The following is a 22,923-nucleotide window of genomic DNA, read 5'->3' as shown; positions in this document are numbered from 1 at the left end:
CGGTGCGTTCGCTCAGGACAGGGTCAGCGTCAGGGTCGCGGTGTAGTCGCCCGGGGTCGCCGAGGCGGGTACGCCGAGGTTCAGCTGTGCGCCACAGGTGAAGGTGCCGGCGCTGGCTCCGGCGTCCGACGTGCACAGCGCGTGGGCGCTGCCCAGGCCGGCGCCGGGCTCGGCGACCGTGCCCGGAGTGACCGTGCCGGCCGCACCGACCAGCGGATCGTCCACCACGGACGCGGTCGGTACCCAGCCAAGGTTGTCCGCGGCGATGACCGCACCACCGGCGGCGGCGAAGTCACCGACCTGGCCGACCAGGCTCCAGCCGGCGTTGGTGCCGCGCAGGTCGGCCACGGTAGCGGCATTCAGCGCACCGCTGGTGACGGCACCGTTGCCGACCGGCGGCAGGGTGACCGAGGATCCGGCCATGCTCAGCGTCAACGGGCCGCCGGCCAGGACGGTGGCGGCGATCTCCTGGCTGGCGCTGCCCCCGCCGGCCGGGGTGGCGAAGGTCACCGCGGTGAAGGTGTCCTGGCTGCGGTCGGCGGACCCGCGTGCCGCGAAGGTGATCACGTAACACTGGGTGACGGTGCAGTCGACCGCGTTGCCGTTGCGGTCGGTGTACCGGGCGCTGATCGGCAGGGTGGTGCTGAACGAACCGTCGGGGTTCATCGTGTCCCGGCTGTCGGTCGGCTCGTTGGTGCTGCTCACCCACTTGGTGACCTGCAGCACGCTGGCGTTGGTCCAGTAGTTGTCGACCAGAGGGCCGAACGACACGTAGATGCCGGCGGCATCGTTGGCCTCCGGGTCGAAGTCGGCACCGTCGACGGTGATCGTCGCGCCGTCCGGGTCGACGCCGGTCGACGGGGTGACCGTCACGCTCGGGCCGCCCGGTTCGCCGCCACCGGACGTGGCTGCGGTGAACGTCACCGGGTCGAGGGTCTCCCCGGCGGCGTAGAAGCCGGCGAACGCGGCGGCGCCCTCAGCGGTCAGGGTGGCGGCGAGATCGGTGCCGGTGATGCCGTCCACACCGGCCACCGGGTTGGTTCCGGTGGTGGTGAGGTCTGCGACGGTGGCCTGGGTGACGTCGACCGGCGGGAAGGCGGTGCTCTCCAACTCGACGTCGGCCTTGAGCACGGCGGTACCGCCGGTGACGGTCACCGTGGGGTTGGCCAGGGTGATGGTGAAAAAGTGCGCCGGGTACGAAAAGACGATCGTGCCGCCGTACGTGGCGTTCGTCTCACCGGTCTCGGCGTCGTAGCTGCCGCCGGTCGACGGGAAGGTGAACGTGCCGCCGGCGTTGATCGCGGCACCGTCACTCGCCGCGATCGGTGGGTTGCCGTCACCGGACAGCACGTAGTTGCGGAACGACGCCTTGAAGCCCCAGTTGAGGCTTCCTTCGGTGATGCCGGCGGGAGCCGCCACGGCTGGCGAGACGCCGACGAGCGCGGTGACGGCCCCGAGTACGGCTGCCGCCGCCCAGGTCGCCGACCGTCGCCCCAGAGCACTGGCTCTGGATGAGGTCATTACTGATCCTTTCCGGAATGTTACGCGCCGTGCACACTTCGTTGTGGACACAGCTGGCGATCCAAGTTAGGTTAGCCATGCCTAACCAACATCGGAACCAGTCGGAGTACCTGATCATCGAGCCGATTGGGCCTTGTTCCGAACTGGGCCAGTGACTTAGCTTAGGCAAACCTTTGTTGATGACTCAACTGATGCTGGACGGAAGGATCTCCCATGTCGACGCCGCTGGTCGGCAGCCGGGCCGTCGCGATCGTCGCCACCGTGACCGGTGCCGTGCTCTGCGCGACTCTGCCGGCGGCACCCGCGCTCGCGGACATCAGTGCCACCGGACCGGGCGGGCAACGACTCACCGTCGCCAAGTCCGATGGCGTCAGTCGCTCCGGCGAGACCGTCACCGTGACCGGCACCGGCTACGACACCGACAAAGGCATCTACGTCGCCTACTGCGTGGACAACGGCGCCGGGCAGCTACCGACCCCGTGCGGGGGCGGCGTCGACATGTCCGGCGGCACGGGCAGCTCGCACTGGATCTCCAGCAACCCGCCGTCGTACGGCGAAGGGCTCGCCGTCCCGTACGGACCCGGCGGCTCGTTCCAGGTCAGCATCCCGTTGGTCACGAAGATCGGCGACGTCGACTGCACGGTGCGTACCTGCTCGGTGGTCACCCGAGCGGACCACACCCGCACCAGCGACCGCAGCCAGGACGTCCGCGTCCCGATCACCTTCGCGGCCGCTGCGGCGCCACGACCCACCAGCGCCGCGCCGCGACCCAGCAGCTCCCCGGCCGGCGGCACCTCCGGCGGGGGCGGCACCGCCTCCGGCAGCGAAACGTCCGACACGGACGCACCGGACACCGGCGCCACCACCGGCCCGGACGGTGCCGGCGTAGCTGACGCCGGCAGCCTGGCCCCAAGCGCGGGTGCCGGGTCGGCTGTCAGCGGCGGTCCGACCGCCACCGCGTCGGACAGTCTGTCGGTCACCCGGGTCAGCACGGTCGGCCCGGCCGGCCAGTGGTGGAGCAGTACGCTGATCCTGCTCGCGCTCGGCGTACTCGCCCTGCTCGGACTCACCGCCGCCCGGCGGCGCACCCGGAGCCGGCGGTGATCGCCCGCCCGCGACCGACCACGACCCGACCGACCACGACCCGACCGACCACGACCCGACTGGGCCCGACCCGACTGGGCGCGGCGACGCTCGCCGCCGTGGTGCTGGCCGGGTCCGCCGCCTGTGCCGACGATCTCGTGACCGATGCCGCCGGGGACCCGCCACGCACCTGCGGGCCGGTCACCGCGGTGGTAGCCGACAGCGACGTGGTGCCGCTGGACCCGGCGGCCGTGCCACGGCTGCCGGTCACCGTCACCGACGCCAGCGGCGACCGGGTCACCGTCACCGACGCCAGCCGGATCCTCGCGGTCAATCTGTACGGCTCGATCGCCGAAATCGTGTTCAGCCTCGGCCTCGGCGACCGCGTCGTCGGCCGGGACACCTCCACCGATTTCCCCGCCGCCGCCGAGCTACCGGTGGTCACCCCCGGCGGCCACGACCTGTCCACCGAGGCGATCCTCGCTCTCGACCCGACGGTGGTGCTGCTCGACGACAGCATCGGACCACCCGAGGTACTCGACCAGCTGCGCGCCGCCGGGATCCCGCTGGTGCGCGTCGGCGACGAGCAGAGCCTGGCCGCCGTGCCGGTGCACATCCGCGAGGTGGCCGCCGCGCTCGGCGTCACGCCAGCCGGTGAACGGCTGGTCGACAGGGTCGAAGGTGAAATCGCCGCAGCCGACCGTACTGGCACGGACGCGGGCGGCGACGGCGGCGGCGACGACCGGCCGCGGGTCGCGTTCCTCTACCTACGCGGCACCGCCGGGGTCTACCTGATGGGCGGTGCCGGCGCCGGATCCGACGCGATGATCGAAGCCGCCGGCGGCGAGGACGCCGGCACCGCGATCGGACTGCAACGGTTCCGGCCGCTCACCAGTGAAGGCCTGATCGAGGCCGCGCCGGACGTCATACTGGTGATGACCAAGGGGCTGGAGTCGGTCGGCGGGGTCGACGGCCTGCTCGCCCTGCCCGGCATCGCGCAGACCCCGGCCGGCCAGCAGCGACGCGTCATCGACATGGACGACACCATCCTGCTCAATTTCGGCACCCGCACCGGTGCCACCATCACGGCGCTGGCCCGGGCGATCCACGAATGCCGGTGACCCCGATGACCGCGCCCACGCTGGCCGCCCGGCGTCCGTTGTTGCTCGCCGGGCTCGCCGCCGCGCTGGTCGTGGCCGGTGTGGTCGCCGCCGGCACCGGGCAGGTGCAGATCGCGCCGGCCGAGGTGGTCGCGTCGGTGCTGCACCGCATCGGGCTGGACGTCGGTACGCTGTCCGCCGCCCCGCACGCGGAAAGTGCGCTATGGATCGTCCGGTTCCCCCGGGTGGTGCTGGCTGCGGTCGTCGGTGCCTGCCTCGGCTGTGCCGGCGCGGTCATGCAGGGCATCTTCGGCAACCCGCTGGCCGAGCCCGGGGTCATCGGGGTGTCCGCCGGCGCGGCGGTGGGCGCTGCCCTGGCGATCGTCACCGGGGTCGCGGCGGCCGGTGGCTGGGTGCTGGCCGCCGCCGCGTTCGCCGGTGGGCTGATCACGACCTACCTGGTCTACGTGCTGTCGCGGGCCGACGGGCGTACCGAGATCGTCACCCTCGTCCTCACCGGCATCGCGGTCAACGCGGTCGCCGGCGCGGCGATCGGGCTACTGATGTTCGTCACCGACGCCGCCGGGGTCCAGGCGATCGCCTTCTGGAACCTCGGCAGCCTCGCCCAGGCCAACTGGGACGCGGTCGCGGTCGCCCTACCCTGTCTGGTCGTCGGGCTGGCGGTCGCGCTCGCCTCCGCCGGCAAGCTGGACCTGCTCGCTCTCGGCGAACGTCCCGCCCGCCATCTCGGCGTCGACGTGGAGCGGCTCCGGGTGCGGATGATCGTGGTGACCGCCCTGCTCGGGGCCGCCGCGGTCGCCTTCACCGGGGTGATCAGCTTCATCGGCCTGGTGGTGCCGCATCTGGTCCGGATGGTGGCCGGCCCCGGACACCGGGTGTTGCTGCCGGCGAGCGCGCTCGGCGGCGCGCTCGTCGTGATCGCCGCCGACCTGGCGGCCCGCACCCTCGTGGAGTACCAGGAGATGCCGCTCGGGGTGCTGACCGCCGTTGTCGGCGGGCCGGCCTTCTTCTGGTTGCTGCGCCGCACCCGTCGCCGCGCCGGAGGCTGGGGATGAGCACCGGCGCCCGGCTACGTTCGCTACGGTTGCCCGGCCGGCAGGTACCACGGCGGCCCGAGCGACGGCCCACCGGCAGCCCGATGATCGAGGTCGACCGGCTACGGGTGGAGCTCGGTGGCCGTCCGGTGCTCGACTCGGTGGATCTGGTCGTCCACACTGGCGAGGTGGTCGCACTGGTCGGTCCCAACGGGGCGGGCAAGTCGACCCTGCTCGCCGCGGTCTGCGGCGACGTGGCGCCGGCCGCCGGGACGGTACGCGTCGACGGCGCGCCGCAGTCCGACTGGAGCCCGGCGGAGCTCGCCCTGCGCCGGGCCGTGCTGCCCCAGCGGCACACCCTGTCGTTCCCGTTCACCGTCACCGAGGTGGTACGAATGGGCCGGGCGCCCTGGGCCGGGGTGCCCGGCGGTGAGTCCGACGACGACGTGGTGGACGAGTGCCTGCTCGCCACCGACGTCGCGCAGTTCGCCGGGCGGGCGTTCACCTCACTGTCCGGCGGCGAGCAGGCCCGCGTCGCCCTCGCCCGGGTGCTCGCCCAGCGGGCTACCGTGCTCCTGCTGGACGAGCCGACGGCCGCGCTCGACCTGCACCACCAGGAACTGGTGTTGCGGATCGCCCGGAGCCAGGCCGCGGCCGGAAACGCGGTCGTGGTGGTGCTGCACGACCTGGGCCTGGCCGGTGCGTACGCGGACCGGATCGTGTTGTTGTCGGCAGGCCGGCGACGCGCGGCCGGTCCACCGGCGCAGGTGCTCACCGCTGACCTGCTCAGTGAGGTGTACCGGCACGACATCGAGGTGTTGGCGCATCCGCAGACCGGTTTGCCGCTGGTGTTGCCGCGACGGAACGCTGTTCCGTCGGAACCGCCCCCGGGTCGTGCCGGGACGACACGGAAAGGAAGCTCCGATGAGTGACACGTTCTCGGCCCGGCTACGGGCGGCCAGTTGGCAGGACCACCAGGCGGCCGAGTCCGCCCGGTACGTCTCGGCGCTGGTCGCCGGGGAGTTGCCCCGTGACCGCTACGCCGACCTCGTCGCCCAGCACTACTTCATCTACCAGGTGCTGGAGGAGGCCGCCGCGGCCATGCGCGACGACGAACTGGCCGCAGGGTTCGTCGACGAGCGGCTCACCCGGTTGCCGGCGCTGCAGACGGACCTGGCGTTCCTGCTCGGCCCCGACTGGGCGGCTCGGATCACGCCCGGCGTGGCCACCCAGCGCTACGTGGCACGCATGCAGGAAGTGTGTTTCACCTTCGCACCCGCGTTCATCGCCCACCACTACACCCGCTACCTCGGGGACCTCTCCGGCGGGTTGTTCATCGGTCGAGAAGTGGCAAAAACCTACCAACTGGACGAAACTGGTGGGGTGGCGTTTTACCACTTCTCCGGAATCGAGCACCCGCGCGACTACAAGAACGCCTACCGGGCCCGGCTCGACGCGTTGCCGCTGGACGTGACCGCCGAGGCCGCCCTGGTCGGCGAGGTCGCGGTGGCCTACCGGCACAACTCGGCGGTCCTCGCCGAGCTTGGCCGCGATTTGGAGCCGGAGTCGACCGTGGAGCAGGCGGCGTGAGCGCGGCGGTCGGCCCAGGCCCGTTCACCCCGGAGGTGATCGCGCAGATCGCCCGGCACATGAACGACGACCACGCGGCCGATTCGCTGCTGATCTGCCGGGCGTTGGGTGGGGCAGGACAGGCGACCGCAGCCCGGATGACCGGTCTGGACGCCGACGGCATCGACTTCGTCGCCACGGTCGACGAAGTGGAGGTGCCGGTACGGGTACCGTTCGCCCGCCGGTTGACCGAACGGGTGCAGGTGCGCCGCGAGGTGGTCCGGATGTACGAGGAGTCCTGCGCGCGGCTCGGCGTGACCGCCCGCCCGCCCGGGTGACCGGGCTGGCCGGGCGACCGGGCTGGCCGGGCTGGCCCGCCGGGTTTGGGCTCGCGTCCGTCGGGAAGGCGCAGGCCATGCGTCGTACCCGTGCCCGTGCCGAGCGACGTACGACGGGCAGCCGGGCGACGACGCGACGACGTACCGGTGCCAGGCTGACCATCGGTATCCTCGTGACGGTGGCACTCAGCGGGTGTACCGGCATCGGCGTCGGCCCCGCCCCGGAGGCCGGGACCGAGTCGGTCTACTCCGCCTGGGGGCTCAACGAGGCGTCGAGTGCGCTGACCGGATCGGATCAGATGATCGTGCTCAACGGTGACATTCAGCGCGACGACCGCGAGTTCTTCCAGGTCAGAGGGGTTTGGGGAGAGGACGAATTCGCGCTGGAGGAGTCGTCGGCGACCCAGGTCCGGGCGCTCGCCGGGCAGCTGCCGGACCGGACCGGCGACCCCGACTGTCATCGGCTGGTCCTGGTCGGCCACGGATTCTTCAATGGCGGAGCGGTCGCCGTGGTCGATCCGGAGGAGTTCCCGCCGGGGGATCCGGTGGTCGCCCGTCCGCTGTCCTGACCCGATGGACGGGTGACGGCGACGGCGACGGCGCCAGAGCCGCAGGTGTCCATCGGCCCTGGCGCCGTGCTGTCCGTCTGGTCAGCTGGCCGTCCGTCTGGTCAGCTGGCCGTCCGTCTGATCAGCTGGCTGTCGCCGCGGCCGACGAGGCCAGGCAGGGCAGTCCGTTGAGGGTGAACTCGGTCGGCGCCGGGCCGGCTCCGCTGCCGTCGCTGCTGCCCAGGAATCCGAACTCGACCGTGCCGCCGGGTGGGATCATCGCGTTCCACGCCGCGTTCGTCGCGGTCACCGACGCACCATCCTGGACCGCCACCGCGTTCCAGGCGACCGCGATCTGCTGGGCGCCGACGAAGGACCAGGCCAGTGACCAACCGTCGATCGGCTCGGTACCGGTGTTGGTGACCGTGACGGCCGTGGTGAAACCGGCACCCCAGTCGCTGTTCACCAGGTAGCCGACCTGGCAGTCCGGCTCGGGCTCCGGCTCCTGCGCGACGAAGGAGATCCGGTGCAGCTGCCCGGGCAGATCGTTGGCCAGGTAGAACTCGCCGTCAGCGGCCACCCCGAGAGTGGTCGGCTGGATCGGCAGCTCACCGAGGACAGCGCTGTCGTACCCGCCGGCCGCGTTGGGCCGGATGGCGTAGGCGGCCGCCGAGCAGTAGTCGGTGGCGAGGTAGGTGCCGGTGGCGATGTCGGCGGAGGCGCTACCCCGATAGACGTGGCCGCCGATCACCGCGCAGCCGCCCACCGACGTCTGGTAGTGGAAGATCGGGTCGACGTACTGCGCCGCCGGGTCGCAGCGGTCCGGGTTGAACTCCACCGGCCCCTCCCGGCAGGACCAGCCGAGGTTGGCTCCGGCGACCCCGCGCAGGTGGTTGACCTCCTCGTACGAGCCCTGGCCGACGTCGGCGATCCACAGTGATCCGTCCGCCGGATCGAAGGAGAACCGCCACGGGTTGCGCAGCCCGTACGCCCAGATCTCGGCGCGGGCGCCGGGCTCGGCCACGAACGGATTGTCCGCCGGTACGCAGTAGGGCAGCGTCCCGCAAGCGCCGGAGACGTCCAGTCGCAGGATCTTGCCGAGCAGGGTGCCGAGGTCCTGACCGGTGCCGAGCACGTCGTCGGCCCCGCCACCGTCGCCGATGCTCCAGTACAGGTAGCCGTCGCTGCCGAAGGCGAGCTGCCCGCCGTTGTGGTTGGCGAACTCGACGTGCGGCTGTGCCAGCAGCACCTCCTCCCGGTCGACCGGCACCGGCTGCTCGTCCGGGGCCGTCAGCGGAATCCGCGACAGGGTGACCATCCCGTCGGGCAACGCCGTGTACGCGAGGTAGATCGCGGGATCGGCGGCGAATCCGGGTGCGGTGGCGATCCCGAGCAGACCTCGCTCGTTGCCCGAGACGTCGACCGCGGCGCTGAGGTCCAGCAGCGGCTCGGCGGCCAGCCCGGAGTCCGGGTGGTAGACCCGCACCCGGCCGGCCTTCTCGGTGATGAACAGCCGTCCGCTGCCGTCGTCCGGGGCGATCATCGCGGTCGGCCGCTGCAGCCCGAACGCGACCTGAGTGGTGGAGACGCCGAGTTCATCGAGTGGGACGGCCGCCGTCGTGCTCAGCCCGGTCGCCTCCGTTGCCTCCGCCGTCCCGGCTCGATCGGCCGGTGCCGCGCTGGCCGTGGCGACGGCCGTCACTGCGGCCAGCGCCACGGCGACCGTGGCCGCTACCCCGGCCAGCGTCGCCCGTTCCACCAATCTGGCTGATCGAGCGCGCCCGCCACCACGTTCTCGACCGGACGACACAGATGATTGATGAGCACTCATATTCATGTACGCGAGTCTATGACAAGGTCGCGGGCGCCCGTACGGCGTCACCGAACCATCAGATCACTTACTTAGAGTAAGTATTTGACTTCATACCGTGTGTACCCTGTCGGTATGGAGCCGGTATCCCCCGACCCGATCCAGATCGCCGAACTGGTGATCGCGTGGTCCGGCGGGATAATTGCGGCATTTTCCCTCCTTGTTACCGCGTTGACCGTGGTTTTCGTGCTGGCCGGCTTCATCGGCGTCCGGGAGTTGCGCAGCATCCGGCGCATCGGCACCCGGGCCCGTCTCGAACTCGACCGGCAACGGGTCGTGGCGCAGGAGATCGTCGAACAGGCCGACCGGGCGATCGGCCAGGCCGAGACGCTGTCCGAGCAGACGGACACCCTGGTGGGGCGAGTCGAGACCGCGGTCACCCGGGCAGAGCGCCAATCCGAGCAGGTACACCTGTTGATCGAGGACATGCAGTCGCGGCTCAGCGACTTCGACCACCGACTGACCACCCAGGTAGAGGTCTCCTACCTGTTCAACCAGGGCGAGGCGGCGTACTGGGAGGGTTACTACGAGAAGGCGGTCGAGTTCCTACGCCGGGCGGTGGAACTCGACCCGCGCAATCCGCGGGTGCGGTACCGACTCGGCCGGTCGTTGACCAACCTCGGCGAGGACATCGCCGCCGAGGCGGAGTTGACCACGGCCATGGCGTACAAACTGCCGACCGACGCCGCCGAACGCGCGCTCGCTCTGCTGCACCGCTACCTGCAACCCGACCGGGCGCTCGGCTATGCGCGAAGCGCCACCAAACACGGCCCCAACGATCCACAGAACTGGAACTGCCTGGGGCTGCTGCTGCGCGACAACGGTGACTTCACCGCCGCCCGAGACGCCCACCAGCAAGCCAACCGACTGGATCAGGACCTGGTCTCCACCCCGTTCTTCCTGGCCCTGCTCGCCGCTCAGGCGCAGGCGCTGCCGCACGCTCGGGACCGGTCGGCGGAGGCCATCAGCCGGCTCGATTCGAGCGAACGCCGGGCAAAGATCAAACCCATGTGGGCGTCGCTGATCCGGTGGAGCGACGAGGTGCTGCGCGGCAACTACGCCGATGCCGACCTGCACGCCGCTGTGCTCTACCAGACCTGCCAGTCGGCCCGCCGCGCCCGCGAGATCTGCGACCACATGGACTTCCTGCTGCGCGCCCTGGCCCGGGAGGAACACCGGGACCGATATCTGGGCTCGATCGAGCGAACCTGGCTGACCGGGCGATCCGTCTGACTACGGCTGCCCGTCCGGCTACGACTTCTTGCGGGAACCGGAAGCCGCTCCGGAGATGAGCGCGACCCCGCCGGCGGCGAACGCCACCTGCAGAGCCAGTTCGATCCAGTCCGGGCCCCGGGTGTCGGCCACCCCGAACAACCCGGCGACCAGCGTGCCGAGTAGCGCGGCCACCACACCGATCAGCAGCGTGACCCAGAGCTTCAGATCCTGCTTGCCCGGCACGACGAGACGCCCGAGTGCGCCGATGATGAGACCGATGATGAGCGCTGTGAAGATACCGTGGATTTCCACTGCTTCGCCCCCTTATACCGGTTCCGCTGGCCTGGTCGACCTATCTCAACGATGCCAGATTCCGGCAACGAGTGCGATATTCCCCGATACCTGGACCGAGCCCCCGATCAACCACAGTGGACTAGAACTCGGACCGGCTCTACCTGCTGATCTCAGCCGATCACTCAGTAAACTTGCAGCTTGACCCGGTAGCTTGCGGGGTAACACACCAGACCTGCCTCCCGGTCGTCCCCTCAACTGGAGTCATGGCATGTCGGCACGCAGCAGGTCCACCTCCACCACCACGCCATCGCGACGGCGTACCCCGGTGTGGGCCGTGCTGGCCCTGGTGATCGGCAGTTTGCTGATGTCGGCCAGCGCCGCCGCGATCGTCGGCAGCAAGCTGCTCATCGACCGGTACACCGCGAACATCCTGCAGCAGGATCTCCTGGCCGGCGCCGCGAAAACGGTCCCGGAGCAGCCCCGGGAGGCGCTCGAAGGCCCGATCACCATGCTGCTGCTCGGCGTCGACGAGCGGAGCAGCCTGCCGGGGGACATGCGCTCGGACACGATCATCGTCATGCATGTGCCGGCAACGCACGACCAGGCGTATCTCGTCTCCGTCCCCCGTGACACCTGGGTCGAGGCACCGGCGTTCGAACCGAGTGGGTACACCGGCGGCGAATCCAAGATCACTGACGTCTTCCACGCCGGTTCCCGCAACGGCGCCGGCCGGTCCGGCGGGGCGCAACTGGTCGCTCTCACCCTCAAGGAACTCACCGGAATCGAGTTCAACGGCGCCGCGATCATCGACTTCAGCGGGTTCAGGGACGTCATCGACGCGCTCGGCGGAGTTCGGATGTGTGTCGATCAGCGGGTGATGTCACAGCACATGCGGCTGATAGACGGTGAGCCGACCTGGCTCGCGCAGGCCCGCGACATGGGCGGTGGCGAAGAGCTCTGGCACGAGGAAGGGTGCCGGCGGATGGCCGGCTGGGAAGCGCTGGACTACTCCCGCCAACGGTACGGGCTGCCCAACGGCGACTACGACCGGCAGCGCCACCAGCGACAACTGCTCAAAGCGATGGTGCAGGAGGCCAGCAGCACGGGAGTACTGACCAACCCGGCGAAGATCGACCGCGTGATCACCGCGGCCGGCAACGCCTTCGTGCTGGATACCGCAGGCGTGCCGATCGCCGACTTCGTCTTCACCTTGCGCGGCATCACCGCCAACGACCTGGTGCTGGTGAAGACAAACAATGGGGAGTTCAATTCAGCCGGTTTCAGCAGCACCGCGGCGGAGCGGCTCACCCCGCAGAGCGTGGCGATGCTGGAGTCCATCGCCACCGGAACCCTCGACGACTTCCTGCTCGCCAACCCCGAGATGGTGCAGCAGCAGTGAACGCCGGACCCAGACGCCAGCGCATCCGTCACGGTAATTACCTGGTTTCCGTTCGCAACAGTACGGTGGGCGCATGTCCGCCGCGTACCCGGCACGGGTCAGCTTCGTAGACCACGTCAGTGCCGCCGACTGGCAGGTGCTTCGCCAGGCTGGTCAACCGGTGCATCTGCACCGCCGGCACGGGTTGTTTCTGCAGGACGAGCATGGGCGCGACGTGTTCGTGCTCCTTTCCGGCGCGGTCCGGGTCTTTCGCACCGAATCCAACGGCAACGAAACCATGCTCACCGTACGATCCACAGGAGACCTGCTGGGTGACATCGCCGCCCTGGACGGCACGCCTCGGTCGGCGAGCGTGTCCGTCCTACGCCAGGTGACCGCCCGTCGGCTCACCCCGGAGCAGTTTCTGGCCGTGATCGAGGATCGTGGTCTGCACTCCGCGTTGCGGCGATACACCAACGCCCGGCTACGTGAGTCCGACGAGCAACGGGTGGAGATCGCCTCGCTGCCCGTACCGCAGCGGTTGGCCCGGGCGTTGCTGCGGCTCGCGAAGGCCCGCCCTGACGGTCCCAACCACGCGGTTCTGGACCTGGGTCTGTCCCAGGACGGGTTGGCCCAGCTCATCGGCGCCTCCCGCAACGCGGTGGTCTCCGCGCTCGGCGAGTTGCGCCGACGCGGGTTGATCGCCACGGCCTCGCGGCGCTACGAACTCCTGAATCTCGACCAGCTGGCCCGGATCTGCGATCGCGGCGCCAGCCGGAATCACCTGACCGATCAGCGACCGTGACCCGGCTGATTGTCGCGTGCGGATCGTCTACACCGGTCCGGAGTCAGGGCCGAGCCGCCATTTCCGGCACCTGATACCAATGTTGCCCAGCAGATGGCAGAAACCCGGAACCGCACCAGGTGAGGATGCGAGGCCGACGATGCCGATCTGACGGGAGAACAGGTGTCCTTCACACCTGCGCCATACACATTCACCCGCGAACTGCCACCGTATACCGGGATTCTCGCGGTCGACGCGAAAGGATTCACCGCCGAGCCCGGCAGCACCCACCAGGACATCGCCCGGCTGATCCCGCAGCTCGCCCGCCAGGCATTCGACGAATGCGGCGTCGGCGAGGTGTGGCAGGCTCCGCCGTTCTACAGCAACACCGGAGACGGATTCGCCATCGGGGTGCCGACCCGGCTGCTACCCGCGCTGGTCCATCCGTTTCTGGCGGTGCTGCAGCAGGTGCTGACCACGCACAACGCGAGCGTGCTCCGTGGCCAGCCCGCCATCAGGCTCCGGGCGAGCCTGCACGTGGGCCCGTTGCCGGCGGATCCCGACGATCCGGCAACCGCCGGCAACGGCACCGCCCGCAATGAGACGCACCGGCTGCTCGACTCCGACCCGATCCGTATCATCCTCGCCGCCGCTCAGCCGTCGGTGACCCACCTGGCGGCGATCCTGTCGGATCGCGTGTTCGACGACGTCGTCCGCGGCGGGTACACCAGCCGCCATCCGGATCACTTCCTCGAGGTGACCGCGTCCGTGCCGGGCAAGGGATTCAGCCAGCGCGCCTGGCTGTACGTGCCGGAGCCGTCCGGCAGTCTGCTCGCCGTGCCTCGGCTCGCCGCGCGACCGGCCGAGGAACCCCCGCCAATACCCGCGCCCGCCCGCCGGGACCAGTCACCGCCCGGCTGGGACCAGTCATCGCCGCCGGGTGCTGGCAACCAGCCGCCGGCACGGGTCGCGGGGCCGCGCATCAACGACAACTCCGGCCAGGCCGCTTCGGTGGTCCAGGGCGGAATGCGACAAACCCGGAGCGGACGTCGATGACAGCCGGTACCGCGCAGGACACCGTACCGGCGGCGGACGCCACCGGCGGCACCGCGGACGGTTCCTTGACCGGCGACCGGCAACCGGAGCTCGACGACCTGGACGATCTCGACGAGTACCTCCCGGTGGAGTTGGCACCGACCGATGCCGACCCGACAGATGACGGATCGGATGCGCCGGTCAGCGTCAGATACAACTCGGGACAGGTCGCCGGCGTCGTCTACGGCGGGCTGCACCAGTACGTCCAGCGGGTTCGCGACTACCACGAACTCAGCGTCGACTATGTCCGCGACCGGCTCGACAGCTTCGTCGAGCCCGGCTTCCACACGATCAGTGGAGAGCGGCTCGACAGCGGCGCGGCGCTCGCGGCGATGCGCCGCTACGGCGGAGCCGTTCTGCTCGCAAGCCCCGGGACCGGCCGGTACACCGCCGCGTTGAAGCTGCTCCATGGTACCGGTCAGCCGTTGCGGGAGATCCGCCCGACATTCGACCCGGCCCGGCGGGAGCAGTTGACCATCGCCGAGTTGCCGGTCGCAGCCGAGCAGGCGTACCTGCTGGAACTGCCGGAACAGGCGCATCACATCCAGTACGGGTTCGCCCGCGACCTCGGTGCCTACTGCCACAGCCTGGCCCGCCGGGATTCGATCATCGCCGTCACGGCCGCCGAGTCGACCTGGACGCAGCTCGGCTCGGCACGCGACGGACCGGTCCTGCGGGTCGGCGTACCGGACGCCGGTCAGATCCTCCGTCAGCGACTGCGTCGGCTGCGACCCGATCTGGAACTCGGCTGGCTCGGCTGCGAGCCGCAGGTCGCCGAGCTTCTCGCCGGGGCGGCACCGGCCGAAGCGGTCCGGCTCGCCCAACTCGCCGCCGACGTGCTGGCCACCGGTGCACTCGCCACCGGTATCGCCGCCGAGCCGACCGCACCGGTCACCCCGGACTCGCCAGGCGGCAAAGAGGTGGTCGCCGCACTGGTCTCGGCCTACCACAACTGGGAGGCGGAACTCGGCGCCTGGTTCCACCAGCACAACGAACCACGGCAGCGGGCGTTCCTGATCGCCACGGCGGCGCTGGAAGGCGCTCCGGCCCCGGCGGTGCTCGGGGCCGCCGAATCCCTCGACTCCCGGTTGGCCGACGCCGAAGGCAACAACGCGATCCAGTACGCCGGGGTCCGGGAACTGGTCGCCGCCGTCGATGCCTGCCTGGACGGCGTGCACACCGTACGGTTCCGCCGGGCCGGATACGCCGAGGCGGTGCTCGACTTCGCCATCTCCGACCGCGCCGACGCGTTCTCCCGCGAGCTCTGGCGGTGGGTGGCCAACCTTCCGCTGCGGGCCACCGGAACGCGCCCGAGCATGGACCGTGACCTCGCCGGGCGGGCCGCCGAGCTCGTCCTGCGGACCGCGTTGCGCCGTCGCACACCGGAGATCTTCGCCCAGGTGGCACCGGTGTGGAGCCAACGGGTCGAACTACGCGCGACGCTGGTCCACATACTCGGCATCGCCGCGCTCAGCCCCGAGCTCGGCGCCGCCGTACGGCAGCAGCTCTACCGCTGGGCGCAGGTCCGCCACCATCCGCCCATCATGATCACCGTCGCGGAGGTGTGCGGCGGTCAGTTCGCCGACTTCTACGTCGAACAGGCACTGGTCCGTCTGGGTCACCTGGCCCGTCACGGCGTCGCCGACACCGTGACCGCGGTGCTGGACGCGCTCGGGTCACTGTGGCGCCGGCCACCGCTGCGCCAGGCAGTCCTGCTGCGGCTGGCCCGCTGGCTCGGCGGCGACCACCCGCACCGGGCCGCGCTCGCCGGTCAGGCTCTCGACGCCCTGGGCTGCCCCGACCCGACGGTCCCGGGTGAGCACCCCGACCAGGTGTTTCAGGAGATCACTCTGGCCACGCCCGCCGTGCAGGACGAGATCGGCGTGGCGATCGGGCGGGTTCTCGATCAGCGGGAACCGGCAGCCGGTATCACCGCCCTGCTGCACCGTTGGTTCGACGACGCGGCCGCTGACGGCGAATTGATCACAACGCTCACCCACGTCCTCGGCCGATCCGTCACCGCGGGTCCCGCGGCCGCCCGCCGGGTCGCCCGGCTCCGCGCGCTGCTGTACGCCTGGCCGACCGACCCGCCACCAGCCGACCAACCACCGACCGACCAACCGCCGACCGACCAGCAACCGGTGATCCGCCGCGACGGCGACTACCCCGGCCCTACGAGCGCCGTGGACGCATCCCGCCGCGCGGCGTTGCGACGCCATCTCATTCACCAACTGCACCGTGCGGACCCGATGGCGACCCGCCGGGCGATCCGACCTGCCCTGGAGCTGTGATGCCTGGATTCCTCGACCTGTTCAGGTCCCCCGCGCCCGCCATACCGGCCGCGTTTGCGGACACCTTCAGCGACCGGCTCCCGGCGGCGCTCGGCGGCACCACGTTCACCGCCATGTTCACCGTTGTCTGGCAGCACATCCGCCCGATCGAGCGCAGCGCGGCGACGGTGCGGTGGATCCTGCTCGACGCGGCACGGAAGCTGGCGGCCCGACGCAAAGTCACCGAGCGGACGCTGCTCGAAGCCGAACTGAACAGCCAACTGCCGCGGGTCGACGCCACCGCCTCGCAGATCCGCCTGCTGCGGTGCACGGTCGTGCTCACCGTGGACAGCCAAGCCGAGCAGGACACGGCGATGGCGGACAAACAAGGTCCTCACCGATCCGGCGACCGCCCGCTGCTATTGGCTGATCCACCACCCGAACGCACTCGAACCGCTGTTGGACGACACCTTCGAGGACGTCGCCGCGAAGATCACCGGAGATGGCGACCGGCAGAGCGCGGTGATCGCCGAGACCGTGCAGGACTTCGTCGGCGGCCTGACCGCCGACGAACGCCGCTATCTGCTGGACCGGCTCGGTGACGTGTTCGTCTCCTTCGACCGGGCCGATCTCGCCGGTCGCGTGCTCGACGCGTGACCTCGACACCCGGGCCGGCTACTGGCTGCTGGCGGTGATCGGCCTGACGACCGTGGCGGTCGTCGCCCTTTTGTTGATCTTCGTCGATCCCGCAGAGCAGACCTTCGCCAGCACCTTCGTCCTGGCTCTGCTGCCGTCGGCGTTCCTGCTGCCGGTGCTGGGTGTCCTGCTGGTCACCACCGAATGGTCCCAGCGCACCGCGCTGACCACCTTCGCGCTGATCCCCCTGCGGCACCGGGTGCTGGGCGCGGGGCCGGAGACGCCAGGGGCGCCGACGGCACGCAACTGTGGCACGTCGACGCGGCGCTGATCGGCCACGCCGTACTGTTCCAGGTGATCAACGTGGTGATGGGTGTGGCGTTCGGCATGCTGCTGCTGAACACACCGCTGGCGATCGTACTGCTCCTGCTGTTGCCGACCGCCTGGACCGTGGTCGGTGGCATCGTCGAGCGGCTGCGCACCGCCGCCGAGTGGCTGGATCTGACGCTTACCACCGAGCCGCTGCGCACTGCGGATGTCGCCGCCGGGCAGTGGGCCCGGCTGGGCACCTCGGTGGCGCTGTGGGTGCTGGTGCCACTCGTCGCCGGGGCGTTGCGGATTCACCGTCGAGACATCGCCTGACCGCGCCTCCACAGCGTCCCGTACCGGTCGAGGTGCCGGCTCTGGGTTCTGGAATCTGGTTACCGGCTGAGTGCCGCTGGGTACAGCGTTGCCCATCCGCCGCTGCCCGGCGACCGACGGTCGCCGGGCAAGGGACATGGTGGCGGGCGGTCGCGAGACGAGGAGGAGCCATGCGTGGCGGTTCGATAACCGGGTTGATCGTGCTCATCTGGTTGGTGATCGGAGTGGTGGCCGCAGCCCAGCGCGGCTATTTCGACCGGTCGGACACCAACTGCGCCCATGCCGGCACCACGGTCGTGACGGTGATCGCCGGGCCGCTGAACTACATCGGCCTGAACCCGAAGATCGACTGCGAGGTCCCGCAACCGTCGGAGTGAGCCGGAAGCGGGCTCGCGGTGGGCCTGCGTCCGGTGAGCCGTCAGTCGCCGGCGAGACGGGGTGGAAAGCCGCCGGTGGCGATCGGCCCCCACCGGTCGACGGTCATCCGGACCAGCGACTTGCCCTGCCGGTGCATGGCCGCGCGGTACTGCGCCCAGTCCGGGTGCTCGCCGGCGATGCAGCGGTAGTAGTCGACCAGCGGTTCCAGCGCCTCGGGCAGGTCGAGCACGATGGCGGTGCCGTCGAGCTGTACCCACGGACCGTTCCACTCGTCGGAGAGCACGCAGGCGGAGACGGTCGGGTCCCGACGGACATTGACCGCTTTGGCCCGGTCCGGGTAGGTCGAGACAACCAACCGGCCTTCGCTGTCGATGCCGCAGGTCACCGGGGAGGCCTGCGGCCGTCCGTCGACGCGGGTGGTCATCAGGATCGCGCGGTGGCGCGGGCGCAGAAAGTCGAGCAAACCCGCCCGGTCGACTGGGGTGTTCGTCGCGACGGCAGGTGCCACGGTGGCGCTCCTCAGACGATTGGCGGTGATGATGGCGGTGGCGGTGGCGGTGATGGCGGTCGGCGCGGTGGGCACAATGATCTCATGGCCGCCACCGATCCCCTGCCGCAAGCGCCCGATCTCGCCCCGACGGAACCGGTCACCGCGACCGCGCCCCGGCCGGTACGCCGGCCGATCCTCGTACAGCGCTGGCACGACCTGGCGTTCCTGCACTGGCCGGTGGAGCCGGAGGTGGTCGCGCCGTTGCTGCCCGCCGGCACCCGCCCCGACACCGTCGACGGCGTCAGCTATGTCGGACTGATCGGCTTCCGGATGGTCGGGGTCGGCCCGCTCACCGGCCCCGGCATCCCCTACCTCGGCACCTTCTGCGAGACCAACGTACGGCTGTATTCGGTGGACATCGCCGGCCGGCGCGGGGTGGTGTTCCGCTCGCTCGACGCGGCCCGGTTGCTGCCGGTGCTGGTGGCGCAGGCCAGCCTGCGGCTGCCGTACCTGTGGTCGTGGATGCGGCTGGACCGCGACGGTGACCGGTTCGTCTACCGGTGCCGACGACGCTGGCCTGGGCCGCGCGGGGCGCACAACCGAATGGCGGTCCAGGTCGGCTCGGCGATCGACGAGCCGACCCCGCTGGAGCATTTCCTCACCGCCCGGTGGGGGCTGCACGTACGCGCCCACGGCCGCACCTTGTACCTGCCCAACGTGCACCCACGGTGGCCACTGCACCGGGCCGACCTACTCGACCTCGACGACGGCCTGGTCACCGCCGCCGGGCTACCCGCACCGGACGGGCCACCGGTGAGCGTGCTCTACTCCCCGGGCGTGCCGGTCCGCTTCGGTCCTCCGGTGGCCGTGGCAACCCGACGGTGACCGGGCTGGACCCGGCGGGGCGCAGCAGCGGCGGGGATTCGTACCGCACTACCCACCCCCGGCCATCGGCCGATCCGCTGGTAGCTGGCCCGCGCCCACCGCTGGCACAGATCAGCGCACCGCGTCAGAGATCACGCAGCGTCAGAGGTCACGCAGCGCGGCGTGCAGGATGTCGCGGGTCCGGTCCGGTGGGTCGGCCTCGATGAACAGCCGGCCGGCCGCGGCGGCGTACCGGTCGACATCCTCCCGCTTGTCCAGGTAGAGGGCGCTGGTCAGGTGCTCCAGGTAGACCACGTCCGGCAACTCCTGCTCCGGGAAACGCAGAATGCTGAAGGCACCGCCGGCCGCCGCGTGTCCGCCACTGCGGAACCGCACCACCTGCAGGCGTACGCCCGGTCGCTCGCAGCTTTCGGCGAGCGCTTCGATCTGCCCGCGCAGCACCTTCGACCCGCCGATCGGCCGGCACAACACCGCTTCGTCGATCACCGCCCACACCCGGGGCGCATCCGGCTGATCCAGCACCTGCTTGCGGGCGATCCGCAGCGCGACCCGGCGTTCCACCTCCTGAGCGCTGCCCTCGCTGAACCCGATGCCGATCACCGCCCGGGCGTACTCCTCGGTCTGCAACAGTCCGGGCACGAACTGGATCTCGTAGGTGCGGATCAAGCTGGCCGCCGACTCCAGGTCCAGGTAGTACTGGAACCAGGTGGGCAGCAGATCCCCGTACGGCTGCCACCAGCCCGGCTGGTTCGACTGACGGGCGAGCGTGACGAGCTCGGCCCGCTCCTGCTCGTCGGTGACCCCGTAGATCGTCAACAGGTCGTCGACGTCGCGCTCCTTGAACCCGACGCGACCGAGTTCCATCCGGCTGATCTTCGATTCGGAGGCCCGGATCACCCAGCCGGCGTCCTCCCGGGTGATGCCCTTGTTCTCCCGCAACCGCCGCAGCCGGGCACCGAGTTGCATCCGCCGGACGGTAGGTCCACCGGCTGCATGCTCGTGATGTTGCCCGACCGTGCTCACTGCCGACCTACGCCTTGCGGCCGACGCCGCGGTACCGGATCTGGTCGCCGGCTTCGCGATCAACCGCGTGGTTGTTCTTGCCGTCCAGCCGGTGATTCCAGATCCGGCCGTGCTGCGGCGCCGTGGTGTCCAGCTTGGCCACGTGGCTGGAGCTACCGGAGGAATCATCAACCATGCGGGCATCCTTCTCGGAACGGGCACCAGAGCGGTCTCGTAGCATAGCCGTGGACGATCATCGCGACCAGTTGGGTGTGAATCCTACCGGTCATCGCCAGCCGGTTGGCTGTTCCACGATCAACTTTCGCAACTGCGCCACCGGCTGCGGCCGCCCGTACCGGTAGCCCTGGGCGCGGGGGCAGCCGATCGCCGCGATCGCATGGTGCTGCAGGGCGGTTTCCACCCCTTCGGCGACGACGACCAGATCGAACGCGCCGGCGAGCCGGGTGACCATCTCGACCGTGGCGAACGCCCGCGGATCGTGGGCGTCGAGACGCTGCACGAACGAACGGTCGATCTTCAGGTCGGTGGCGGGCAGCCGGTGCAGGTAGCTCAGGGACGAGTAGCCGGTGCCGAAATCGTCGATCGAGATGCGTACGTCGAGCTCGCGCAGTTGGGCGAGCCGAGCCAACACCTCGTCGGTGCTGTCGATCAACGCGGTCTCGGTCAACTCCAAGGTGAGTCCGGGTGCGGGCAGTCCGGCGCCCGCCACCGCCGCGCCGACCGTGTCGATCAGGCCGGGACGGCGCAGGTGGGCCGGGGCGAGATTCACCGCCACGGTGGTCCCGGGCGCCATCTGCTGCCAGGCGGCGGCGTCGCGGCAGGCGGTCGCCAGCACCCAACGGTCCAGCGGCAGGATCAGCCCCGTCTCCTCGGCCAGCGGCAGGAACCGGTCCGGGCTGAGCACACCGTACCGAGGGTGACGCCAGCGCAGCAGCGCCTCCGCCCCGCGTACCCGACCGCTGCCGACGTCGACGATCGGCTGGTAGGCCAGCTCGAAACCGGAACCTTCGTCGACCGCCCGACGCAGGTCCGCGATCAGTTCGGCCCGGCTCACCGCCGCTTCGCGCAACGTCGGCGTGCAGATCCGGTAGGCGGACCTGCCGGCCGCCTTGGCCGCGTACATCGCGATGTCTGCGTCGCGGAGCAGGTCGGCATCGCCGCTGTGCTGCGGGCCGTACTCGGCGATGCCGATACTCGCCGAGGTGACGGTGCCGTCGCCGAGCGCGGCCAGCATCCGGCCGGCCAGCTGCGCCGGGTCACGGGCCGGGTCGAGCAGTACGGCGAACTCGTCGCCGCCGAGCCGGGCGATCAGCCCGTCGTCGCCGACCACGGCCCGCATCCGGGCAGCCACCTCGGCCAGCACCGCATCGCCGGTGGCGTGTCCGAACTGGTCGTTGACCTGCTTGAACCCATCCAGATCGAGTAGCAGAACCGCGACATTGCCCGCAGCGTCGGTCCCGGACCCGACGGCGCCCGCCGGGTCCGTCCCGGGCATGACGGCGAATCCAGGACCTCCGGATTCCGCCGCCAGGTCGGCGGCGGATGCGACCCGCGCCAGGATCGCCTGCCGTAGCCGTCGGGTGAACAGCAGCCGGTTGGGCAGACCGGTAAGTTGATCGGTGTACGCGAGGCGGCGCAGCCGGCCGGCGAGCCTGCGGTTCTCGTTGGCGGCCAGCGCCTGCCGTACGGCGAGGGCTGCCAACAACGCGACACCGCTGCCGAGGATCAACGGCGTCGGCTCGCCGACGACGACGATCGCGGCTATCGCCCCACCGACCGTGAGGTACGGCAACGCCACCCGCCACCAGGGCAACGGCGGTGGTTCGGCGGTTTCGTCGGCGTCCAGGTCCACCGGCGGTGGATGTCGGGTGGCGAGCGCGACCAACAGGTAGGTCAGCGGCCAGCAGACGTCGATCGGATCACCCGGCTGGTACCGGTCCTGGGCGACCTGGGAGACGTACACCGCGTCGGCACCAGCTCGGACGGCGAGGCTGACCCCGAGAATGGTCAACGGGCGCCAGACCGGACGAGCCGGGCCGGCCACCGAGATCAGCACCGCGAGCTGGATCAGGTCCAGCATCGGGTAGAGCAGTCCCAGGGTGCGGGCCGTGTCCTCCAGGTCGGCTCCGGCTCCGAACACGTCCTGGTAGACCACCACCCAGGAAATGGGCACCAGAGCAAGCCCGACTATCACTCCATCGAGGACCACCCGGGCCCGGCCGACCGCGGTACGCGGTGCGAAGACCACAGTGAGCAGTGCCGCAGTGCCGGTGACGAGTCCGGCGATGAAGATCAGCCCGATCACCGGGGTATGCGGCAACGCGCCTCCGGCCAACCGCCCGATCGTCCAGGTGATCCGCCCGGTCGCGGCCAGCGCCATGGTCACGGACAGCAGCAGCCAGAACCGGCGCAGCACCGGTGGATGGTTCCGGGCGGTCACGCCGCAGGCGGCGGTGGCACAACCGGCCACAGTGATCGCGCCGAGATCGCTGACCAGCGCGGCACCCGGCCAGGCGAAGACCAGCCAGCCGGCCTCGACGGTGACGACGAGGACGGCGACGCCGATGATGAGGTCGCTCACCTGCCCGCCGGTACGCCCGCCGACACCACCACCGCTTGCCCGTCCGGTCGCCGCGCCCTCGGCCGCGTGGTCCGCCGCCGGTCTGCTAGCTGCCACCGGCGGAATCTATCGTCCGCGACGGATACCGTCGCCCGGCTGTCGCCGAGTTTACTGAGGACATGTCCGGAT

Annotated in this window: 24 protein-coding genes; 17 read left to right on the top strand and 7 right to left on the bottom strand. The window is 70.4% G+C overall.

Features of this window, described 5'->3' with window-relative positions; all coding sequences use genetic code 11:
* Positions 1–12: 12 nt before the first annotated feature.
* Positions 13–1,521 (bottom strand): HtaA domain-containing protein, encoded by a 1,509-nt coding sequence (locus ACN27F_RS24140; RefSeq protein WP_421437224.1) that lies wholly within the window; start codon positions 1,519–1,521, stop codon positions 13–15.
* Between the two features lie 213 nt (positions 1,522–1,734).
* Here ACN27F_RS24140 and ACN27F_RS24135 point away from each other — a divergent pair, with 213 nt between their 5' ends.
* From ACN27F_RS24135 to ACN27F_RS24105, 7 genes are all read left to right on the top strand, one after another.
* Positions 1,735–2,625, top strand: coding sequence for a hypothetical protein (locus tag ACN27F_RS24135; RefSeq protein ID WP_421437222.1), 891 nt, complete (start codon positions 1,735–1,737; stop codon positions 2,623–2,625).
* Complete coding sequence (locus tag ACN27F_RS24130) at positions 2,622–3,725, top strand: heme/hemin ABC transporter substrate-binding protein (RefSeq protein WP_421437220.1); 1,104 nt, start codon at positions 2,622–2,624, stop codon at positions 3,723–3,725. Before ACN27F_RS24135 ends, ACN27F_RS24130 begins: the two co-directional genes overlap by 4 nt.
* A 5-nt stretch (positions 3,726–3,730) precedes the next feature.
* Complete coding sequence (locus ACN27F_RS24125) at positions 3,731–4,780, top strand: FecCD family ABC transporter permease (RefSeq protein ID WP_421437218.1); 1,050 nt, start codon at positions 3,731–3,733, stop codon at positions 4,778–4,780.
* On the top strand, positions 4,777–5,691 hold the full coding sequence (locus ACN27F_RS24120; protein WP_421437216.1) for a heme ABC transporter ATP-binding protein: 915 nt from the start codon (positions 4,777–4,779) through the stop codon (positions 5,689–5,691). Before ACN27F_RS24125 ends, ACN27F_RS24120 begins: the two co-directional genes overlap by 4 nt.
* The gene (locus ACN27F_RS24115; protein ID WP_421437214.1) at positions 5,684–6,349 is read left to right on the top strand and encodes a heme oxygenase (biliverdin-producing); all 666 of its coding nucleotides are present in this window, start codon (positions 5,684–5,686) and stop codon (positions 6,347–6,349) included. The genes ACN27F_RS24120 and ACN27F_RS24115 overlap by 8 nt, the downstream gene beginning before the upstream one ends.
* Positions 6,346–6,666 carry a DUF2470 domain-containing protein gene (locus ACN27F_RS24110; RefSeq protein ID WP_421437212.1) on the top strand — a complete coding sequence of 107 codons (321 nt, stop codon included), beginning with the start codon at positions 6,346–6,348 and terminating at the stop codon, positions 6,664–6,666. The genes ACN27F_RS24115 and ACN27F_RS24110 overlap by 4 nt, the downstream gene beginning before the upstream one ends.
* Before the next feature lie 77 nt (positions 6,667–6,743).
* On the top strand, positions 6,744–7,235 hold the full coding sequence (locus tag ACN27F_RS24105; protein ID WP_421437211.1) for a hypothetical protein: 492 nt from the start codon (positions 6,744–6,746) through the stop codon (positions 7,233–7,235).
* Between the two features lie 121 nt (positions 7,236–7,356).
* On the opposite strand, the gene ACN27F_RS24100 is transcribed toward ACN27F_RS24105, so the two are convergent.
* Positions 7,357–8,973, bottom strand: coding sequence for a PQQ-dependent sugar dehydrogenase (locus ACN27F_RS24100; RefSeq protein WP_421437210.1), 1,617 nt, complete (start codon positions 8,971–8,973; stop codon positions 7,357–7,359).
* A 186-nt stretch (positions 8,974–9,159) separates the two neighbouring features.
* Here ACN27F_RS24100 and ACN27F_RS24095 point away from each other — a divergent pair, with 186 nt between their 5' ends.
* Positions 9,160–10,317: a tetratricopeptide repeat protein gene (locus tag ACN27F_RS24095; RefSeq protein WP_421437208.1), complete on the top strand. Its 1,158-nt coding sequence runs from the start codon at positions 9,160–9,162 to the stop codon at positions 10,315–10,317.
* A gap of 18 nt (positions 10,318–10,335) precedes the next feature.
* Here ACN27F_RS24095 and ACN27F_RS24090 read toward each other — a convergent pair whose 3' ends face one another.
* The gene (locus tag ACN27F_RS24090) at positions 10,336–10,611 is read right to left on the bottom strand and encodes a GlsB/YeaQ/YmgE family stress response membrane protein (RefSeq protein ID WP_421437205.1); all 276 of its coding nucleotides are present in this window, start codon (positions 10,609–10,611) and stop codon (positions 10,336–10,338) included.
* A gap of 250 nt (positions 10,612–10,861) precedes the next feature.
* On the opposite strand from ACN27F_RS24090, the gene ACN27F_RS24085 reads away from it, so the two are divergent.
* The 8 genes from ACN27F_RS24085 to ACN27F_RS24050 all read left to right on the top strand — a co-directional run bounded on the left by ACN27F_RS24085 (position 10,862) and on the right by ACN27F_RS24050 (position 17,775).
* Entirely contained in the window at positions 10,862–11,992 is a 1,131-nt protein-coding gene (locus ACN27F_RS24085; protein ID WP_421437202.1) for an LCP family protein, read from the top strand.
* A 73-nt stretch (positions 11,993–12,065) separates the two neighbouring features.
* Positions 12,066–12,776, top strand: coding sequence for a Crp/Fnr family transcriptional regulator (locus tag ACN27F_RS24080; RefSeq protein ID WP_421437199.1), 711 nt, complete (start codon positions 12,066–12,068; stop codon positions 12,774–12,776).
* Positions 12,777–12,938: 162 nt separating this feature from the next.
* Positions 12,939–13,811, top strand: a complete 873-nt coding sequence (locus tag ACN27F_RS24075) for a hypothetical protein (RefSeq protein ID WP_421437196.1) — start codon at positions 12,939–12,941, stop codon at positions 13,809–13,811.
* A complete protein-coding gene (locus tag ACN27F_RS24070) occupies positions 13,808–16,141 on the top strand; it encodes a hypothetical protein (protein ID WP_421437194.1) in 2,334 nt (777 codons plus the stop codon). The genes ACN27F_RS24075 and ACN27F_RS24070 overlap by 4 nt, the downstream gene beginning before the upstream one ends.
* A gap of 438 nt (positions 16,142–16,579) precedes the next feature.
* Entirely contained in the window at positions 16,580–16,777 is a 198-nt protein-coding gene (locus tag ACN27F_RS24065; protein ID WP_421437191.1) for a hypothetical protein, read from the top strand.
* Between the two features lie 34 nt (positions 16,778–16,811).
* Entirely contained in the window at positions 16,812–17,087 is a 276-nt protein-coding gene (locus tag ACN27F_RS24060; RefSeq protein ID WP_421437188.1) for a hypothetical protein, read from the top strand.
* A gap of 23 nt (positions 17,088–17,110) precedes the next feature.
* Positions 17,111–17,398, top strand: a complete 288-nt coding sequence (locus ACN27F_RS24055; RefSeq protein ID WP_421437185.1) for a hypothetical protein — start codon at positions 17,111–17,113, stop codon at positions 17,396–17,398.
* A gap of 170 nt (positions 17,399–17,568) precedes the next feature.
* The gene (locus ACN27F_RS24050; protein ID WP_421437182.1) at positions 17,569–17,775 is read left to right on the top strand and encodes a hypothetical protein; all 207 of its coding nucleotides are present in this window, start codon (positions 17,569–17,571) and stop codon (positions 17,773–17,775) included.
* 41 nt (positions 17,776–17,816) lie between these two features.
* Here ACN27F_RS24050 and ACN27F_RS24045 read toward each other — a convergent pair whose 3' ends face one another.
* A complete protein-coding gene (locus tag ACN27F_RS24045) occupies positions 17,817–18,284 on the bottom strand; it encodes a PPOX class F420-dependent oxidoreductase (protein ID WP_421437181.1) in 468 nt (155 codons plus the stop codon).
* Between the two features lie 84 nt (positions 18,285–18,368).
* Between ACN27F_RS24045 and ACN27F_RS24040 the strand changes: the two genes are divergently transcribed.
* Positions 18,369–19,151, top strand: a complete 783-nt coding sequence (locus ACN27F_RS24040; protein WP_421437178.1) for a YqjF family protein — start codon at positions 18,369–18,371, stop codon at positions 19,149–19,151.
* 141 nt (positions 19,152–19,292) lie between these two features.
* On the opposite strand, the gene ACN27F_RS24035 is transcribed toward ACN27F_RS24040, so the two are convergent.
* The 3 genes from ACN27F_RS24035 to ACN27F_RS24025 form a co-directional block, all read right to left on the bottom strand.
* Positions 19,293–20,117: a helix-turn-helix domain-containing protein gene (locus ACN27F_RS24035; RefSeq protein WP_421437175.1), complete on the bottom strand. Its 825-nt coding sequence runs from the start codon at positions 20,115–20,117 to the stop codon at positions 19,293–19,295.
* 64 nt (positions 20,118–20,181) lie between these two features.
* Positions 20,182–20,349 carry an SAM-dependent methyltransferase gene (locus ACN27F_RS24030; RefSeq protein WP_421437173.1) on the bottom strand — a complete coding sequence of 56 codons (168 nt, stop codon included), beginning with the start codon at positions 20,347–20,349 and terminating at the stop codon, positions 20,182–20,184.
* A gap of 90 nt (positions 20,350–20,439) precedes the next feature.
* Positions 20,440–22,851 (bottom strand): putative bifunctional diguanylate cyclase/phosphodiesterase, encoded by a 2,412-nt coding sequence (locus tag ACN27F_RS24025; RefSeq protein ID WP_421437171.1) that lies wholly within the window; start codon positions 22,849–22,851, stop codon positions 20,440–20,442.
* Between the last annotated feature and the right edge of the window lie 72 nt (positions 22,852–22,923).

Source organism: Solwaraspora sp. WMMB335, from assembly GCF_049179075.1.
In the GTDB taxonomy this organism is placed as follows: Bacteria; Actinomycetota; Actinomycetes; order Mycobacteriales; family Micromonosporaceae; genus Micromonospora_E.
The sequence above is the reverse complement of the archived record's forward strand: the minus strand, read 5'-3'. Positions and strand labels throughout refer to the sequence as shown.